General features: G+C 60.9%; 17 protein-coding genes, 1 tRNA gene and 2 pseudogenes. 7 read left to right on the top strand and 13 right to left on the bottom strand.

What is annotated here, in order from left to right:
• Window positions 1-17 precede the first annotated feature (17 nt).
• Window positions 18-191, top strand: coding sequence for a hypothetical protein (locus BLT78_RS21275; protein WP_157719470.1), 174 nt, complete (start codon window positions 18-20; stop codon window positions 189-191).
• Between the two features lie 26 nt (window positions 192-217).
• Here the strand turns inward: BLT78_RS21275 and BLT78_RS03100 are convergent, their stop codons facing one another.
• The 11 genes and pseudogenes from BLT78_RS03100 to BLT78_RS03050 form a co-directional block, all read right to left on the bottom strand.
• Window positions 218-1,000 carry a metallophosphoesterase gene (locus BLT78_RS03100; RefSeq protein WP_090347568.1) on the bottom strand — a complete coding sequence of 261 codons (783 nt, stop codon included), beginning with the start codon at window positions 998-1,000 and terminating at the stop codon, window positions 218-220.
• Window positions 1,001-1,010: 10 nt separating this feature from the next.
• Window positions 1,011-1,466: a hypothetical protein gene (locus BLT78_RS03095; RefSeq protein ID WP_090347567.1), complete on the bottom strand. Its 456-nt coding sequence runs from the start codon at window positions 1,464-1,466 to the stop codon at window positions 1,011-1,013.
• A gap of 5 nt (window positions 1,467-1,471) precedes the next feature.
• A pseudogene (locus tag BLT78_RS21625) lies at window positions 1,472-1,932 on the bottom strand (HAD domain-containing protein).
• A gap of 4 nt (window positions 1,933-1,936) precedes the next feature.
• Complete coding sequence (locus BLT78_RS03085; protein WP_090347565.1) at window positions 1,937-2,161, bottom strand: hypothetical protein; 225 nt, start codon at window positions 2,159-2,161, stop codon at window positions 1,937-1,939.
• On the bottom strand, window positions 2,158-2,895 hold the full coding sequence (locus tag BLT78_RS21570; RefSeq protein ID WP_197673135.1) for a nucleotidyltransferase domain-containing protein: 738 nt from the start codon (window positions 2,893-2,895) through the stop codon (window positions 2,158-2,160). The genes BLT78_RS03085 and BLT78_RS21570 overlap by 4 nt, the downstream gene beginning before the upstream one ends.
• Complete coding sequence (locus BLT78_RS03075; RefSeq protein WP_090347564.1) at window positions 2,895-3,248, bottom strand: hypothetical protein; 354 nt, start codon at window positions 3,246-3,248, stop codon at window positions 2,895-2,897. The genes BLT78_RS21570 and BLT78_RS03075 overlap by 1 nt, the downstream gene beginning before the upstream one ends.
• 55 nt (window positions 3,249-3,303) lie before the next feature.
• Window positions 3,304-4,125 carry an exonuclease domain-containing protein gene (locus tag BLT78_RS03070; RefSeq protein ID WP_090347563.1) on the bottom strand — a complete coding sequence of 274 codons (822 nt, stop codon included), beginning with the start codon at window positions 4,123-4,125 and terminating at the stop codon, window positions 3,304-3,306.
• 240 nt (window positions 4,126-4,365) lie between these two features.
• Window positions 4,366-4,728: a hypothetical protein gene (locus BLT78_RS21265; RefSeq protein ID WP_157719468.1), complete on the bottom strand. Its 363-nt coding sequence runs from the start codon at window positions 4,726-4,728 to the stop codon at window positions 4,366-4,368.
• A 47-nt stretch (window positions 4,729-4,775) separates the two neighbouring features.
• A complete protein-coding gene (locus tag BLT78_RS03060; protein WP_090347561.1) occupies window positions 4,776-5,324 on the bottom strand; it encodes a hypothetical protein in 549 nt (182 codons plus the stop codon).
• A 5-nt stretch (window positions 5,325-5,329) separates the two neighbouring features.
• A complete protein-coding gene (stbB, locus tag BLT78_RS03055; RefSeq protein ID WP_157719467.1) occupies window positions 5,330-6,043 on the bottom strand; it encodes a StbB family protein in 714 nt (237 codons plus the stop codon).
• A gap of 9 nt (window positions 6,044-6,052) precedes the next feature.
• Window positions 6,053-6,589 carry a hypothetical protein gene (locus tag BLT78_RS03050; protein WP_090347559.1) on the bottom strand — a complete coding sequence of 179 codons (537 nt, stop codon included), beginning with the start codon at window positions 6,587-6,589 and terminating at the stop codon, window positions 6,053-6,055.
• Between the two features lie 324 nt (window positions 6,590-6,913).
• Here BLT78_RS03050 and BLT78_RS03045 point away from each other — a divergent pair, with 324 nt between their 5' ends.
• On the top strand, window positions 6,914-7,288 hold the full coding sequence (locus BLT78_RS03045) for a hypothetical protein (RefSeq protein WP_090347558.1): 375 nt from the start codon (window positions 6,914-6,916) through the stop codon (window positions 7,286-7,288).
• Entirely contained in the window at window positions 7,285-10,404 is a 3,120-nt protein-coding gene (gene mobF / locus BLT78_RS03040) for a MobF family relaxase (protein ID WP_090347557.1), read from the top strand. Before BLT78_RS03045 ends, mobF begins: the two co-directional genes overlap by 4 nt.
• Here mobF and BLT78_RS03035 read toward each other — a convergent pair.
• Window positions 10,393-10,871: pseudogene (locus tag BLT78_RS03035) on the bottom strand (IS30 family transposase); the annotation flags it as partial. The gene mobF and the pseudogene BLT78_RS03035 overlap by 12 nt on opposite strands.
• Before the next feature lie 286 nt (window positions 10,872-11,157).
• Here BLT78_RS03035 and BLT78_RS03030 point away from each other — a divergent pair.
• From BLT78_RS03030 to BLT78_RS03020, 4 genes are all read left to right on the top strand, one after another.
• Complete coding sequence (locus tag BLT78_RS03030) at window positions 11,158-11,364, top strand: helix-turn-helix transcriptional regulator (RefSeq protein WP_090347556.1); 207 nt, start codon at window positions 11,158-11,160, stop codon at window positions 11,362-11,364.
• A 152-nt stretch (window positions 11,365-11,516) separates the two neighbouring features.
• The gene (locus BLT78_RS21260) at window positions 11,517-11,765 is read left to right on the top strand and encodes a hypothetical protein (RefSeq protein WP_157719466.1); all 249 of its coding nucleotides are present in this window, start codon (window positions 11,517-11,519) and stop codon (window positions 11,763-11,765) included.
• Window positions 11,758-12,657 carry a toprim domain-containing protein gene (locus BLT78_RS03025; RefSeq protein WP_090347555.1) on the top strand — a complete coding sequence of 300 codons (900 nt, stop codon included), beginning with the start codon at window positions 11,758-11,760 and terminating at the stop codon, window positions 12,655-12,657. Before BLT78_RS21260 ends, BLT78_RS03025 begins: the two co-directional genes overlap by 8 nt.
• Window positions 12,654-14,399 carry a DUF927 domain-containing protein gene (locus BLT78_RS03020; RefSeq protein ID WP_231975685.1) on the top strand — a complete coding sequence of 582 codons (1,746 nt, stop codon included), beginning with the start codon at window positions 12,654-12,656 and terminating at the stop codon, window positions 14,397-14,399. Before BLT78_RS03025 ends, BLT78_RS03020 begins: the two co-directional genes overlap by 4 nt.
• A 1,427-nt stretch (window positions 14,400-15,826) precedes the next feature.
• Here BLT78_RS03020 and BLT78_RS03015 read toward each other — a convergent pair.
• Window positions 15,827-15,903, bottom strand: a tRNA-Pro gene (locus BLT78_RS03015).
• Window positions 15,904-15,929: the final 26 nt, after the last annotated feature.

Below are 15,929 nucleotides of genomic sequence, written 5' to 3'. Positions count from 1 at the left end.
GTCGTGGAAGGGGCGCCATGAAAGACATCCTGGAAGCCAAGCGCAGGCGGCAGCTGGAGCTGATCGATGCGATTCGAGCCGCCTCACCCGAAGAGCTGGAGGCCGAAGCCGAGAAGATCAGGGCCGTCATGCGTGCATCGAAAGGTGGCCGCCGACAACGCATGGCGCCGCCGCCGATGCGGGATGACTAGGCTGTATTCGCTTCGATTATTGGCAATTATTCCCCCGACAATAATTGCTCATCGTCCGCTGGCAGCAGGGCCTCGAGGTCGATGACCAGGGATGGCTGGAACCCAGATTCCTCCCCTGGATAGCCCCGCTGATTGGCAATGACCCGCGTCCCGGCCACCTCGAAGTCGACCGAGGTATGCATGTGACCATGCACCCACAGAACCACACGGTCAGCCCCCATCAGGTCCTCCCAGGCGTTCGCGAACGCCGCATCCAACAGGCCGCCGGCGTGTGGGCTTTCCTCCAGGGAGCGCAGCGTTGGGGCGTGGTGGGTGATCACCACGGTCGGCCCGTCATTGGGCTCGGCGAGCTTGCTGCGCAGCCAGTTGCGGGTCTTTTCCGCCAGCTCGATCAGATCCGCCGGCCGGATGCGGCGGTAGTTGTCCGTGCGGATCTGGCGAAAATCGCTCAGCGCCTGCTGCGCGTTCAGCGCAGCCAGAGGCGGGATGCCGGTGGCGGCGAAGTCGGTCCACATCGTCGCGCCGAGAAAACGCACGCCGCCGATTACGACTTCATCCCGGTCCAGGACGTGCACACGCTCGTCACCGGCAGCCCGCATCGCCTGCAACGCCTTGCCAAGGTGACCACGATAGAACTCATGGTTGCCCGGCACGTACAGCACCGGGCAGTCGAATGCCTGCCTGACCCACTCGATACCCCGCACGCCGAGGTCGATATCGCCCGCTAGGATCACGACATCAGCGTCCGTCACCTCCGGCGTGAAGGGAGCGAATTCGTTGTGCAGGTCAGAGAGGGGGTGAATCCGCATCGAGCTTACCTCATGCTTTCAGGCTGCCCACCTCGCGGGCGACATAGCGAACCAAGCCACGGCTGGCCAGTTCGTCCACGAAGCGCTGCACCACTTCGAGCGCCTCGCGCTGGAACGGCAGCCAGTTCGGATCGATCACGAGCCCATGCTCTGGAGTGGCCCAGGCCGGAAGCACCTCAAACGGCCTGGTCGTGGCAAAAATCTGGCGATGCGGGAACCAGTGATAGTCGACGGCGCCGTACAGCACACGGATAGCCTCCTCCAACTGCACGGCGGACATGTATGCATCCGGCCGATCGACCAGCTTGTTTAGATCCGGCAGCTCGAAGGGGACAGGGATCTCCAGCGGCATCCCGGTCGATGCATGTGGCCTGCCGTGTCGCTCGGCCAGGCCGAGGATTTCCCGGGCGGGGTGGCCGATGAGATCGTGATCAGCCCAGCCAAAAAGCGATTCATAGGTACGCATCCAGCTCACTCCTGTTGTGCCATTGGGCCTGCAAGCAGCTCGTCCAGCAGGCGACGCAGCTCGGCTTCCTCACGCTCGCGAAAACCGTCATCGCACCAGACGAGGCGCCCTACTTCAGGCCAGCAGGTGGTCAGGTCGTCCAGGGCAATCCAGGGAGAGCCTGGCCGATGAAGTACCAACCAGTGCAGCGCTTCGCGCTGCCGGGCTCCGAATCGCTCGTCGTCGAAAAGGTGCAGCGTTGCGCCAATCACCCGTAGACGCAGGTCATGCGGGAACGGCTCACGCAACTGCTCGAGGTCGCGCTTGAGCCCCAGGTACTGCTGATCACAACCTCGACGTGTGGGTAGTCGTGCAGTACCGCCGCGAACCGCGGCAGGTAACAAAACGGGCGGGATTCCTCCGGAGACAATTCCGGAAGGGTGAACAGTGGGTGGAGCACGCCGTCGAAGTCGAGAAATAGGATCATGATCTCAGTCCCTCCGGTGCCCGCGACGCCCCAGGATCAGCAGTGCCTGCCGGCCAGCGCCGTGCGACTCGTCGAATTCGCCGTCCCAATCATCAGCTGCCTCGTTCCGCTCAACCACGCGGATCTCCAGCGCGTGGATCGAATCGAAGCCCGTCTCGTATCCCTCGACCATCACGTCAAGGTCGGGCGAAAGGCGTTGCAGCAGCTCGATCAGTTCGGAAACCGTCATGGCGTGCCTCCGTTGCCCTGCTCGGTCTGCACCGGAATGCCTTCCGCTGCGATGGTGTGCAGCAAGGCGGGATTCGAGTAGTTCTCCGGATGCTTCCATTCGTCGAGCCAGATCGGCAACGGCGAGATGAGGATGCCGGTTTCGAGCAGGACATCGAAGGCGACATCGGCCATGGCCAGCTTGGCGGACAGGAAGTGTTGATGCTCGCCACGCAGGATCACGGCTAGGTCAGCATCACTATCGGGTCGATGGGTGCCGCGTGCGCGGCTGCCGTACAGCAGCGCTCCCGCGATGTCGTAGCGGTCTGCGATCGGGCTCAGGAAGCGGCGGGCTGCCGCTTCGGTCTCCCTGTCGAGCAGGCCTCTCGCCTGCCCAAGCGGAAACGGCGGGCAGGTACGCCAATCTCGATGTGCTGGGCAGCGGGTGCGGTGCCAGCCGGCCGGGCGGCCGTCCATCAATCCCTCGAAGACCAGCTCGCCGGGTAGGCCGCACAGCTCGCAGACATGCAGCGACGCCTCGCGAATCTCGGCCAGGCGCATGCGCTGGGCGTCGCTGCCACTGGTCGTGTCGATGACCAAGGCGCCAGCGTCCTCGCGGACAGCCATAATTTTCAGATCGCTCAAATCGGCCAACGCTGCGCGCACCAGCGATAGCCAACCTCGACCGGCCAACAGGCGCACGTTAGCGACCAGGTTCGCCCCGGGCAGATCTGTCGCCGTGATCAGAAACGACATCAGAAGCCCCTCCCCTCCATTTGGGTCGAGCTTGGCTTCAGCTCACGCACCAGTTCTCGGGTGCTGCCGATGCCGGCGTACAGCACTACGAAAATCAGCACTAGGGCGAGCCAGGCTGTTCCGAAGTGGCCATTGCCAATAGCCTCAGCCACCAGATAGGCGGCTACGCCGGTCAGGATCGTCGTCAGCAACCCCGCCGAGCGCTTGCGATAAATAGATCGCCACCAGGCTGTCACGGTCAGTAGCGCAGAGCTCAGGACGGCCAGCACCAAGGTGACCGCGTAGAACTTACCGACCAGATCCGGCGCGTACCGGATGGGGATCGCCGTCGAGGCAATCGCGATGTAGCCCATCAGCAATGGGTGGGTAGAGAGCCCAGCGAGAGGCCGGCCCCAAACCAGAAGGCTTTCAGTAGTTGCATGGTGGCTGCTCCATAGCCGGCCCGCCGATCGCCAGGCTCTGGAGCAACTCAAGCACCTTAGCCAGTTGGTCGTCGTTTTGCAGCATGACCGCCGGGCGCCGACCAGCCAGATCGGGATTGTCCTCGCGCATCCAGGCCTGCGCAGCTTCGAGGCCCAGATGCTCGGCTGCAGCAGCCTGGGCAATGGCGTAGCGACGCATCACGCGGCACAGGGCGGCCAGGTTTAGCGCATCGCCTGGCGCTCGATGGGCTCTCGCCCGCTGCACAACACCCAGACGCTTCAGGGCATCCGTCTGGCCGGTTCCGCCTCGCTCCCCACGCATGGCCTGAAATGTGGCCTTCAGATCGAAATAGCGATCAGCCGGCAGCGGATTGGCGATGCCGCTGCGTGTTGCGTTCTGCTCCAGCAGCTTGAGGTCGGACACCCCCCAACTTCCCCAACACCACCCGCCGGGCAACGTGTCGAGCTGAGCGACGAAATTGGTCAGCGCAGTGCTGGCTTCGAGGTAGCTCACCCCCGCATTGACCTCGGCCTGGCTGATACCCGTGTAATCCAGACAGAACCGCGTCAGAGTCGGGTTGAGTAGCGGGCGAACTACCGTCGAGAAACTGGCAATCGGATCTTCCTGATCGCTTTCGAGATCAATCACGACCACGCCGATCTCGATGATCTCGCGATTGTCATCGGTAATCAGCGGCTCATCGGCAGCAGGTTGATCTCCACTGGCAGTCGCCTCGAGATCCACTAAAACCATATGACGTGCCGCAGGGGACAGGACCGCAGTCCAGTCGAGTTTAAGCCGAGCCATTCATCAAACTCCCAACTCAGTTCGTCAAGGTACTGCTGCAATATCAGGTCAATACCCAGATTGTTCGATTCCGAGTGACGACCGATGGACCTGCTCAATCCCTCGCCGGAAGGCGTCCTCACCGGGGCTGATGGAAAACATCAGCCCCGGTGAGGAATGGCAGGGTATTCAAGAGCACGGCGTCAAGGGCCCGAGTCCTCGCCTTTGGCTGCGGGCCGCGCCAGACCCTTGACCCCGACCTCAACACTCACCAGCAGGGATACGACGTTCGAACCACAGATTGGCGATCCTATCCTCGGCTTGTTGAATCTCTTTGCACAATGCCTCGCGAATTTGGTTCAACAACTGATCGTAGCCAGCCAAAGGATCATCACCAACCAGCCGCTGACGATCATCCTCACTCAACTCTGAAAGCCCAGCCCCAGCCTCTTCCGGAAACCCAATCCCAGAGTAAAAATTGAATTCGTAGTTTTCACCTGTTGTGGTGATGATATATGGAACGACAGCCCCACAACTGAAACCAACGTCAAGCTTCACATAGGGAACAGCGTTCGACTCATCCACATCGTAAAAAGCACAAGATCTCAGCTCGATTCCTTCCATGACTTCCCCCACAAGATCACCCTATCGGAACACCTGTTCCCAGGCAGTCAAAACCCTGACAGATCCACAACCCAGTTACGCACCGAAAAATCGAACACAATCATAAAAATGGTAATCACTGAAAAGTTCAGTACGAGAGGCACACCGTAGCGCGGCCACCACGACAAGTCGTGCCTAATCTCCTCCAGCATTGCCGACTGCCGCTGCAAGGCCTCAAGCCGCCGAGACAGCTGACTCAGTTCTTCTCCCTGTGCACGCAAGAGGGACTTCAACTCACCTCTCGCAACATCGGCAGCCTCGACCTGGTTTATCAGGCTTACCAGCCGAGAGGACAGCACATCGACATCCGAACCGATCATCCTCATTCGCTGCACAGTCAGGCCAACCGCCCCATCGTCACGCATGAGCTCGTGAAGCATTCCACGGGTAGAATCCTGGATCAGTGTGACCAGACTCAGTAACCCTGGCTCGTCAGGACTCGCACGCTGGGGGTCTCCTACCAGGATTTCAATGAGCTTCTCGGTACGAGTCATGAGCTCATGCACATCCCCCAGGAGAAACTCATAGAAAACCGCAGCGCGTGCTCGCTGATCCATTTTGCTCACTCCATGATCAATGCAAAAACGCGATCCAGGTTACGGTTGGCGGCTCTTGCCAGAGCCTGGATAACCAGCATGTCGCCCACGTGAGTGTAACGCTTCGGATCATCCTCACGACGCATGCTGCGCAGTTCTGCACGATAGTCATGCTGGTCTGCCAAGGCGGCCGCCATCGTCAACCTCTTCGCCGCCAACATGTCATAGACTTCGTTCTCGAAGACGGCAAGCTGAGGGCTCGCCATACAAAGTCTCTCCTTTTGGCTGAAGGAAACCAGTGGTGCGAACTGCTCCTCAACATCATCGCCAGCTCTATTGAAAACGATGCGGATCCGATCCTGTGAGACACCCAATCCGGCCAGAGTACGCACGGCTCTGATCGCCTCTTTGAACTCTCTCGTTCCAGCCAAAACCGGAATCACAAAGCGATCAATCTCAGCCTGAACACCATCAAACTTGACCAGTCCATTCAAAAACTCTTCGGCATTCGATGCTCCGACATCGATAATCGCACCATCCGCGACCAACAACTGCTTATAAAGTGTCGAAAATCGCTCACCATCAATCTTCTCTACATCAACCCCAAGGGATCCCGCGGTCTCATTGACCGTTTCTACCGCAAAGAAACTGGCACCCGGCATCCGTGGGGAACAGCCATGCGCCGCGATCGTTGATTTCCCATTGCTACCCGCTAGGCTAAAAAGACACAAGTTCGCCATACACCCTCTCTACATGTCGTAGTCCTCCAGATCCACATCTTCGTCACGCACACGACGTAGAGCTGCAGGGTCATCAATTACCGGCGCATGCCTTTCGGATATGACTGGCTTTCGCACGGACTCCACTTTCTGTTGTTCAACCTCAACCACATCACTCTTCTGCCCTGCTGACGGCCGCTGCCGAGTCGTTCGTACGTTGGCCAGGTACTTCATGTATTCATCGGGCAGATAGTCCATCAGAAATCGTCGTAACGAGTTGTACGAGACGATGATCCCGACCTCACTCAACATGACCTGCTGCTCGCGAATGGGGGTTGCCAGCCGGGTCGCCTCGCGGAGTATCTCGATCCTCGGCAACAAGGCCCTCACCGCCCACCCTTTGGTTCTGCGCACATCCTGCAAGCCCGCGGCTGCTCGCTGCTTGCGCCTTTCCAGAGCCTCGCGCAAAGCTCGAGTCATCTCATCGGCATCTTGCTGCAGGCGCGCAGCCTGCTCTGCCTCAGTGGTTATCTCTCCCCCACTGCGCTCTACATCATCACCAGACATTGACTTGCTCCTATCCACGCACCTGTTCCGTGCTGCTTCAACTGGTTGCAAGTCAGTATGACGGGCGACCGCACCCCCTGGAAATGCTTGTAAACATGGGATCACCGCTCCGTCACGACCCATATTACTTGTAAACACAGGACCGTCAATTTAAACATGAGATCAATGTCACAAAATTAAAGACTGTATCTATAACCAGCACAGAGAGAGGAATACCTTGCTAACACGGCTGCACTCTCCGAGATGTCGGGCACGGCCGGAGGCCAGGCGCGACGCGCGCCTGAAGCACGATTCGGGATAACAAATGGTTAACGAGGCCCTCATGTGAGCGGCCTGGAGGAACTCGGCATGGGGACTTCACTGACGCAAACGCTCACCGATCCAGCAACGGAGGCCCGCCTGCGCCGTCTCTCGGCACGCTTGCAGGTGCCCAAGTCCCGACTTTTGGAAGCCCTGCTCACGATTGATGAGGCCGATCTGGCGGCAGCAATCGAGGGACATTCAGGCCGACTGCACAGGACCGTCAGAGGCAAGAGCCTGATCGACAGCGACCTGCGCCTGGCTATCGCCGCAGCCGTTCGCGATCACCTCGAAGCGCTGACGACGGTCAACGAACACATCGTGCGAGAAGCCGCCCGGCTGGGCGTGGCCAGCGCAATGCAGGAGCTGCTTGTCGGGGCAGAAGGAGACCGCGAGTGAGCGTTTTTAGTGTCGACAAACTCTATGCCGATGCCGTGCAGTCGCGGGCGGACTATCACGAGCGAGGCGAGTTGCAGCAGGCTGGCCCTGCTCCTAACAGCGGGCGCGAGGACTACTTCCATCAGGTGGACAGCGATATTCCTTTGGCCAGCTTCATCGGCTCCGCCGCCGCAAGTCTGGGTCTGCATGGCGAACCACAGACTGGTGACTATGTGCAGATCTTCTCCGGCATACACCCACGCACAGGCTTGCCTTTGCTCTCGCCGCGTCGCCTTGCCGAGTTGCAGTCCTCCGAGCGCTGCGTGGCGGGCTACTCGACATCACTGAACTGCGACAAATCGGTTTCCCTGGCCTACGCGGCCGCCAGCCGGCCCGTGCAGCAAAAAATCGAATCGGCCGTCCTGGAAGCCTCACGGCGCGCATTTGAAAATCTCGAACAGCGCTGGCTGATCCGTACCCGTCGCGGAGCTGGCGGCGCCATCGAGGAAGAGGCCGGCCTGCTGGCAATGCAGTACCTACATTTCACCTCCCGCGATCTCGATCCGCATCTGCACGTCCACCTGGAAATACCCAACATGGTGCTGGCTCCCGACGGTACCTGGCTGAGTCTGGACGCCAGTGAACTATTCGACCGGCAACGCGAGATCGCATTGCTTTTCGATGCGGCCCTGGCTCACGCGCTGCGCCGTGATGCGCCGGAGCTGGCGGCCAGTCTGCACAATGACATGGAGCAGTTCGGCCTGACGGTTGCCGGCATTGGCGAGGAGCAGATCCGCCATTTCTCCAGCCGCCGGGCACAGATCCTGAGCTGCGTGCAGGACATGGCGGAAATCGGCGCAGCGGCGAAGCGGGCTGCAGCCAAACGCACCAGGAGCCGCAAACAGGCCGTAGACACCTCTCTTTTGCGCCAGCACTGGTTCGAGGCACTCACCGACATCCGCCTTGCACCTGCCGAGCGCCAGCCTCCCAGCCTGCTCCTACTGGAGGCGCTGCTTTTCAAGGGCGCATCGGTATTCGATGGTCTCGCCTTGGATCGCCTAGCAGCACAACTGGCCATCGACCATGGAGGCCTGGATGCGCTGGAGCTCCTGCGCAGCGAGCTGATCCGTCAGATGCGCATCATCCCGCTCCCCATCAGCAATGGGCGCCAGCTTTACACGACACTGGACATGATCGAGATGGAGCTCGATTTGCTGCAATTCGCCGGCGCCAGCCGCTTCGCCCCTCAATTTGCCCTGCAGTCGAACTCGGTGACAGCTGCACTGGCTTCATTTCAGGCACAGCGTGGATTTGAGCTGCGCGATGAGCAGGCCCATGCCGTCCACCATGCAGCCCAGGGCAACCGCCTGGCGCTGGTCCAGGGCGCAGCGGGTGTCGGCAAGTCGGCCTCGCTGGCTGCGCTGAAAATCGCCTATGAAGCCAATGGCTGCCGGGTCATTGGCCTCGCCCCCAGCGGGGCTGCCGCAGCTGAGCTGGAGAAGAGCTCGGGCATTGCCAGCTCGACGATACATGCGCTGCTAATGAAGCTGGAGCTGGGCAAGGGCGACAAGCGCTTTCAGCTCCAAGCAGGCGACGTGCTGATCGTCGACGAGGCCGGCATGATCGACACCCGCACCCTGCATCGCCTAGCCAGCCATGCTTCCCAGGCTGACGCCAAGCTGGTGCTGGTCGGCGATGAGCGCCAGCTGGAGGCTGTCGGCTCGGCATCGACCTTCGCCATGCTGGGACAGCAGATCGGTCGCGCGGAAATCATCGAGATCGCTCGCCAGGCGGATCCGGCTGACCGGGCCATCTCGCAGGCATGGTACGAGGGAGAGCCAGGGCAGGCTCTGCAGATGATGCAGAACCGCGACCTGCTCAGGATCAGTGGTGACAGCCCCGCCAGCGAGCGACTGCTGGCCGACGCCCTGCAGCTCACTGCCAGCGGCACCGATTGGCAGCAGGTTCTGCTGCTGGCCGACCGCAACCAGGACGTACGCCAGCTCAACGAGCGGGTGCGGGAAGCCCGGGTGGCCGCTGGCGAACTCGATGTCACGGAGGAGCGCACTGTTCGTGTCGAACTACCCAAGCAGGGGAGCGGCCAGCTGCTCATAGCCCCAGGTGATCGTCTGCTGCTACGCAAGAATGCCGAAATAGCCGGCCAGCGGCTCTACAACGGTGACCGCGCGGTGCTGCTGGGTATTGATGAACGCCCAGGCCCGACCGCCGACATGGCCCCGGAAATCATGCTGCACTTGCGCCTGGATCGCGGGCCGCAGGAGATCACCGTTGCGCTAAGCAAATACGCTGCCTTCCAGTACGGCTACGCAATGACCGTCCACAAGAGCCAGGGATTGACTGTTGATCACGCCCTCTATCTTGGAAGCGCAATGAGCACTCGTCGTGCCGCATACGTGGCCTTCACACGATCACGGCAACCTGCAAGGTTTTATCTAGACGCAGCAGATTACATTGTGTTCGCCGGCCACACATCCCACTTCAGGAGCAAGGCCTGTGCTCTGAATGCCATACCTGCCGCAAAATCACTCCCCCCTGCGCCCCACGAATCGATGTTCTTCTCCGACCAGCCGGATACACTGACGGTACTCAGCCGCGGAGGGAATACCTTCTCCTATCCCGGCAGGATCGCAGCAACAACTCCTTTACGGCCAACTCTGCAGTTGCGGCTCGTCGGACCGTTATCCGACGAACTTCGTCAGGTACAGCAGGCTGGCTACCGAGTTATCGAAGTAAGCGATCACGACCACTGCTGGCACGATCTGATCCGTAAGTGGCTCCAGCAGAGCTTGCAGAAGCTCGCATTGGCGATGAGAGCATTTCCAGCGGAACCAATGCGCAAATCAACGAAACCCTTGCCAACCCTTCGATACAAGAGGCTATCGCTTCAAGCCATTCGCTTACGTTTGCTCCTATGCAGCATCAAGCTCGCTGGATCCGCTCAGCAAAAACCACCCTCCATTTCCCTCTTGATGAGCCGCCAATCGGATCCAGACCCACCACCTGAAAAAAACGCCCCGACCGACATGATAGAAACACCACATCAGGACACCGATCAGTGCTGGGATTCAGAGCAGTGGCGGTTGCTGGAGCTGAGTTCAACCCAGTTACTGGAGTGAAGCAGGTGCCTCGAGATGCTTGGCCATCAACTCGTCATGTCCTCGATGGGCCACATGAAGCCGAAGCGCTTGCGCGGTCGGATGCTCAGCTCGTAGGCAATCGCATCCAGCTTACAACGCTGCCAAAGGCTGTCCGGGTCGTAGAAATAGATCGCTACCCAGGTCTTGAGGGTGATCTCCGCATGGCCTGCCATCTCCCGTCCTTGGTCACAGGTCATGCTCTTGCACCCCGCCATCGGTATGGCGATTCAACGCCGAGCTGAAACCCTCCGCAGCCGAGTTCGTCGTCGCATCGTTCATCTTCATCAGCATCAGGTAGCCGCTGGTGCACTCGACCAAAGTTCCCTCCGCCGAGGCGTTGCCCTTGCCCTTTATCGGATCACTTTCCAGTGGCCAGGCATCACGCAACTCTCGATCTCCGGCGCGCGCACGTGAATGCTGATCATGTTGGGAATCTGTCCGCGGCGACCGTTTTGTAACTTTGAGTCCCGCTTCAGACAGCAGCTTGATCCGCTTCCCGAGCGCACTGATCTGTTTGCGGTGCTTCATGCGGTTATCCGTGACATGAAGCCCCTAGCGTTCAAGCCCTGTTTTATTAACTGCTCACAGCCCACCAAAGCACCCCCTACAATATCAGCCATGGACTTTCAACCCCTATATTTTTGGAAAAACCGAGTGAATACAAGAATTTCAAGCTCAGATTAAATACCAGCCAGTTCCATTCGAGACCATCAACTGACGGAGGTATTGGCTATGAGTATTGTGAACAAAGCGAACCGACGCATCATGCGCCGACCGGAAGTGCTAGCCGCCACCGGCTATTGCCGAGCGTGGATTTACGTTCTTATGCGGCAGGGGAAATTTCCCCAAGCACGCAAAATTGGCACTCGTGCGGTTGGCTGGGACTCCCTGGAGATCGAGGCGTGGATTGCCGAGCGACTGGGCGAGCCGACACGATAATGAAAACGGCCACCCGCACAGACAAACTGATCAGCCGCACGCACGGCCAGCATGACGCAGCTACCGATGAAGTCCTCAGCAGAATCGCCCGCTGCCGCGCCCTTGCACGCCTGACCAAGGCCGTCGCTTCAGACACCGCAGAGGGATAACCAATGATCGATCTTCAATGCTGCCACCAGGCGGCGACGGCTTCGGCTTGCCCGGCGAAAGTCACCAGCCTGATCGCCCCCCGCCACTTGGAACTGATCCACAAAGCCAGGCAGGCGCTCCATCGAGCTACCAATCCAAACGCCACAGACGGCCTACGCGCTGCAGCACTGCCTGCATGGCAAACCGCCGCCGAGAGCCTGACCATCGCCCCCCTGAAGCACGCTGAACAACTGGAGGCCCGCCATGACTGACCCTGTGATGCTGTTTCGTGACGCTCTGGCCGCCACCCTCGGCCCGCTGGACTGCCTGCCGATCCCTGACGGCAAGATTCACCGTTTCCACGTCCCCGGCGACCGCGCCGGCCGTCGCAATGGCTGGTACGTCCTGCATCTGGACGTGATCGCCTGGGGCGCCCTTGGCAGCTGGAGTACTGGGGAATGGAAATCCTGGAGCAGTCGCCATCCCGCCGATCAGCGCGAGGCTCAGTTAATCACCATTCGCATCGAGCAGGCTCGCTGCCAGCATGAGGCTGAGAAGCGCCAGCGCCAGCAGGTCGCCGCTGTAGAGGCGGTTGACCTGTGGTCGGTCGCAGAGCCTGCAGACTCTGGTCACCCTTATCTGGTCAGCAAGGGCTGCCAGCCGCACGGCCTTCGCCAGCTCGGGGCCGAACTGCTAGTGCCGCTGTTCGTCGCCCGCCAACTGGTGAACCTGCAACGCATCCACCCGGAGGGCACCAAGCGTTTCCTGTCCGGTGGGCGGGTGACCGGTGCGTACAGCCCGATTCAGGCGCAGGGCAAACCCCTGGAAGCGGGCCAGCTCATCTACATCTGCGAGGGCTGGGCAACCGGCGCCACCCTTCACGAGCACAATGGTGCCGCCGTGGCCTGCGCCATGAACGCCGGCAACCTGTTTGCCGTGGGCGACCGCCTGCGCCTTGCCTACCCGGACAATCCGCTGGTCATGGCCGGCGACGACGACCGCAAGACCGATGCCAAGGGCAAGGGCAACCCTGGGCGCACTGCTGCCACCAAGGCCGCCAACGCACTCGGCTGTAAGCTGGTATTCCCGAACTGGAGCGGCGCAGAACCGCTGGAGCTGTCCGACTTTAACGATCTGCGCCAATGGCGGGAGGCCCAGCAGTGATCAACGTCATCGAGCTGATCCCCGACCCCGAAGCGGCGCCCCTGAAGCGCCCGTGCTTCCGCGCCTACGACCACGCCACCCCCCTGGACGGAAAGCAGCTCATGCCGGGCGTCTGGCACCACGGCAGCAAGCGCGACAGGGATGGCAACCTGACGCCTGTGGATGAGTGGCTGTGCGGCCCCTTGCGCGTGGAGGCCGTGACCCGCAGCGAGTCGAAGGGCACCGACTATGGCCGCCTGCTACGCTTTCGCAATCTGGACGATCGCTGGCTGACCTGGGTGATGCCCGGCGAGATGCTGGCCGGCCAATACGCCGATGTTCTCCGGGTGCTGCTCGGTATGGGCCTGAAGATCGCTCACCAACACCAAGCCCGCGTGGTGGAGTACATCGCCGAGCAGAATCCGAAGCGCCGCGTCACTGCCGTCACCGCTACCGGCTGGCACGGCAGTAGGCTATTCGTTACCCCCCTGGAGAATATCGGCGACGGCGAGGCCATCTATCAGGCCGAGAGCAACGACGATGGCGACTATGCCAAGGCCGGCAGCCTGGAGGGTTGGCGCGACGGCATTGCCGCACTGCTGCCGGGTAATCCCATCCTGCAACTGACCATCGGTACTGCGCTGGCTGGCGCGCTTCTGCACCCGCTAGACATCCACACAGGCGGGGGCTTCCATCTGCTGTCGGACAGTTCCAACGGCAAAACCACCGCCGTGCAGTGCGCCGCCTCGGTCTGGGGGCATGGTGTACATTTCAACCGGAAGTGGAACGCTACTGCCAACGGCCTGGAGGGCATCGCCGCCCTGCGTAATGACAGTATGCTGGCGCTTGACGAGTTGGGGCAGGCCGATCCGAGCTATGTCGGCGACGTCGTCTATGGGGTGGCGGATGGCATCGGCAAACAGCGCGCCAGCCGCTCCACCAACGCCCGCAAGGTGCGCCGCTGGCGCGTCATGCTGCTGTCGAGCGGGGAAATCACCCTCGAAAAAAAGATGGCCGATGCCGGCAAGCGCACCCGCGCCGGCCAGGAGGTGCGACTGGTCACCGTATCGGCAGGCCGCAGCTTTGGCGCCTGGGACCACCTGCATGGCCACCCGAACGGCGTCAGCCTGTCGGATGTGCTCAAGCACACCAGCGTGACTCACTACGGTCACGCCGGCCCGGAGTTCGTGCGAATGCTAATCGAGAGCGGCGACTTTGAGAGCCTCCAAGCCATGCTGGAAACCATCAAAAAGCACTTCCCCGAGGTGACCGGCCAGTCGGCCCGCGTGGCTGAACGCTTCGCCATCATCGCCCTAGCGCTGGAGCTGGCCGCCGGAATGGGGTTATTGCCGCTGGAGAAGCTCGAGGGCACAACCAACATGGTGGAGCTATTCAAGGGCTGGCAGACTGAACGCGGCGACGGCCCGAGTGAGGACGGGAAGATCTTGCGCGCAATCGCCAACTTCATCGACCGGCATGGCGGAAGCCGCTTCCAGTCCGTCAAGGACGATGCCATCGAGGTGCGCGAGCGTGCCGGGTATCGGGAGATCACCGAGGCCGGCCCGCTGTACCTGTTCACCCGCATAGGCCTGGAGGAAGCCGCCAAGGACTTCGAGCTGCCTCGCGTGGTGCGTGCCCTGGACAGCGTGGGAGCCATCGCCAAGCGGGCAGCCGGGAAGAATCAGGCGAAGCGACGCATGCCTGATGGCTCGACGCCGTGGCTGTACTGGATTGATCCGTCCCGCCTTGAGCCAGAAGGCTGAGCGCGTATCACCGCTATGTGTGTGCCACAGGTGCCACAGACGCCCATGTTTATGGCACCTGTGGCACCTGCCAAAAACACCCATGCCACAGCTACATACCGCGCAGTTACTGGGCGTGGCACCTGTGGCACCTGTGGTACGACAAAACATCAAACGTGCCCTGGACAGCGTGTGAGGCATCGCCAAGCGGGCAGCCGGGAAGAATCAGGCAAAGCGACGAATGCCTGATGGCTCGATGCAGTGGCTGTACTGGATAGATCCGTCCCGCCCTGAGCCGGAAGGCTGAGCGCATATCACCGCTCTGTGCGTGCCACGCGCGCCACATGTACCACAGCCTAGAGCCACATGGCTTCCAGCTATGGCACAGGGCAAACAGGCGCGTGCCACAGGTGCCACAGACGCCCATGCTTGTGGCACCCGTGGTACCCGTGGTACCCGTGGTACGGCAAAACATCAAAGGATGCCACGCATGGGCTATCTGTTTGAATTGATCGCCAGCATAGGCAAACCGGACACCAGTCCGCCCAACCTATGCCTGCTGGAGAACACCGCTCTGCAAAGCGCCACAGACGCGCCACCAGCGGCACAGGCACTGGAACCCCTGCCAACGAGGCAAACGCACCAACGGCCGCCAGAGAGCCCACGCACAACGCCTGGACTATCACCCGAGGGGGCAGGCCGATCTGCAGCATGGTCGGCGTCCCCCGTACCCGCACCGAAGCCTTGGCCGAAGCGCGCTGGCGCTGGTCGGACGCCGACACTCTGGAGAGTTGACAGCATAAGCACCAATTCCCCCGGTCAACACGCTGACCTCCATCGGCAATAAGCCGGCCCCACCCCGTGACCGGCTGAGCATCTTGCTACACCCTGCGCCGACAGGCCAGCAAGCTGCATCGGCTCGCCCCCTTCACACAGCGGCGTACCGATGCCCTGGGGCAGCAGGCGCTGCGACTACCGCACCGAGGAGCTGTCACGCGTGATCTCTGTGCTTGAATACTTGGCCGCGTGCTGGTACTCAAGCACAGCGAAGGCTATGCCTTGGCACTGAGCCTCGAGGCGATGGCCGATCTGCTGAACATCAACCAAGTGCACCGGGAGCGGGTCGACTAGGGAGGCTAGTTCAGCCTAGTCAGTTTGGTCACCATCGAAGGGCTGGAGAACAGTGCCGAGCGGCATGGTAGCGGCTGGGAAGACAGCCGACTCCGACTGACTTGCCGGCTACCACTAGAGTGCATGCGTACTTGCCCACCGGACCAACTACCAGAGCCGGAAGCTACAGCACTGACTGGAAACTGTGTTGATGCCCTAGCCAAGCACATACGGTCACCAAACGGTCACCGGAACTGACAACTTCCGATCAGCCAGCCAAAACAGCAGGCATAAAAAAATCCAAGCACCCGTAAGTGCTTGGATTTTCTAGGGATTTTTGGTCGGGACGGAGTGATTCGAACACTCGACCCCTTGCACCCCATGCAAGTGCGCTACCAGGCTGCGCTACGCCCCGACATGTTCACGGTAACCCGAAAACGA

Origin of the sequence: Pseudomonas oryzae, assembly GCF_900104805.1 — a bacterium.
Classification (GTDB): Bacteria; Pseudomonadota; Gammaproteobacteria; order Pseudomonadales; family Pseudomonadaceae; genus Geopseudomonas; species Geopseudomonas oryzae.
Note: the sequence above shows the minus strand (reverse complement) of the source record. Positions and strands in the feature narration are given on the sequence as shown.

Bases quoted from the DNA above. Each gene is read 5' to 3' on its own strand.
- BLT78_RS21275 (WP_157719470.1), top strand. From the start codon at position 18: ATGAAAGACATCCTGGAAGCCAAGCGCAGGCGGCAGCTGGAGCTGATC.
- BLT78_RS03100 (WP_090347568.1), bottom strand. From the start codon at position 1,000: ATGCGGATTCACCCCCTCTCTGACCTGCACAACGAATTCGCTCCCTTC.
- BLT78_RS03095 (WP_090347567.1), bottom strand. From the start codon at position 1,466: ATGCGTACCTATGAATCGCTTTTTGGCTGGGCTGATCACGATCTCATC.
- BLT78_RS03085 (WP_090347565.1), bottom strand. From the start codon at position 2,161: ATGACGGTTTCCGAACTGATCGAGCTGCTGCAACGCCTTTCGCCCGAC.
- BLT78_RS21570 (WP_197673135.1), bottom strand. From the start codon at position 2,895: ATGTCGTTTCTGATCACGGCGACAGATCTGCCCGGGGCGAACCTGGTC.
- BLT78_RS03075 (WP_090347564.1), bottom strand. From the start codon at position 3,248: ATGGGCTACATCGCGATTGCCTCGACGGCGATCCCCATCCGGTACGCG.
- BLT78_RS03070 (WP_090347563.1), bottom strand. From the start codon at position 4,125: ATGGCTCGGCTTAAACTCGACTGGACTGCGGTCCTGTCCCCTGCGGCA.
- BLT78_RS21265 (WP_157719468.1), bottom strand. From the start codon at position 4,728: ATGGAAGGAATCGAGCTGAGATCTTGTGCTTTTTACGATGTGGATGAG.
- BLT78_RS03060 (WP_090347561.1), bottom strand. From the start codon at position 5,324: ATGGATCAGCGAGCACGCGCTGCGGTTTTCTATGAGTTTCTCCTGGGG.
- stbB (WP_157719467.1), bottom strand. From the start codon at position 6,043: ATGGCGAACTTGTGTCTTTTTAGCCTAGCGGGTAGCAATGGGAAATCA.
- BLT78_RS03050 (WP_090347559.1), bottom strand. From the start codon at position 6,589: ATGTCTGGTGATGATGTAGAGCGCAGTGGGGGAGAGATAACCACTGAG.
- BLT78_RS03030 (WP_090347556.1), top strand. From the start codon at position 11,158: ATGAGTATTGTGAACAAAGCGAACCGACGCATCATGCGCCGACCGGAA.
- BLT78_RS21260 (WP_157719466.1), top strand. From the start codon at position 11,517: ATGATCGATCTTCAATGCTGCCACCAGGCGGCGACGGCTTCGGCTTGC.
- BLT78_RS03025 (WP_090347555.1), top strand. From the start codon at position 11,758: ATGACTGACCCTGTGATGCTGTTTCGTGACGCTCTGGCCGCCACCCTC.